Origin of the sequence: Neisseria sp. HMSC065C04 (assembly GCF_001815375.1) — a bacterium.
GTDB classification, from domain to species: domain Bacteria; phylum Pseudomonadota; class Gammaproteobacteria; order Burkholderiales; family Neisseriaceae; genus Neisseria; species Neisseria flavescens_D.
In genome coordinates this window covers 1-316 of sequence record NZ_KV820376.1, presented here as the reverse complement: position 1 = coordinate 316, position 316 = coordinate 1, and the positions used below count along the sequence as shown (strand labels likewise).

General features: G+C 57.9%; 1 protein-coding gene. It reads right to left on the bottom strand.

Going from position 1 to position 316, the window contains the following annotated elements; genetic code table 11:
- Nucleotides 1-316: hypothetical protein (locus HMPREF3022_RS00005; protein WP_141756467.1), on the bottom strand; the 316-nt coding region annotated here is incomplete at both ends.

Below are 316 nucleotides of genomic sequence, written 5' to 3'. Positions count from 1 at the left end.
CCTTTTTGGATGTCGTCTTTGGTGTCTTGCGCCAAGTCGATGCTGTAGTCGGTCACGTTGTTCGCGTCTTCTGCTGAAGCAGTGACGGTCACTTTGTTCGAACCTGCGCTCGCGGTGGTGCCTTTGGCGTTGACGGTGTAGATGTCTTGGCCGTTGGCGCCGGTCGTTTTCACCACGTCTTTGATGTTGGTACCGGCTGCAACTTCGGTACGGGCGGCGGCGCTTTGCTGTTTCAGCTGGCTGTAGTTGACGGCGTCGGCGTCATCGGTACCAGGGGCAACGTTGGTGATCTTGTTGCCGGCGGCATTGATGCCTG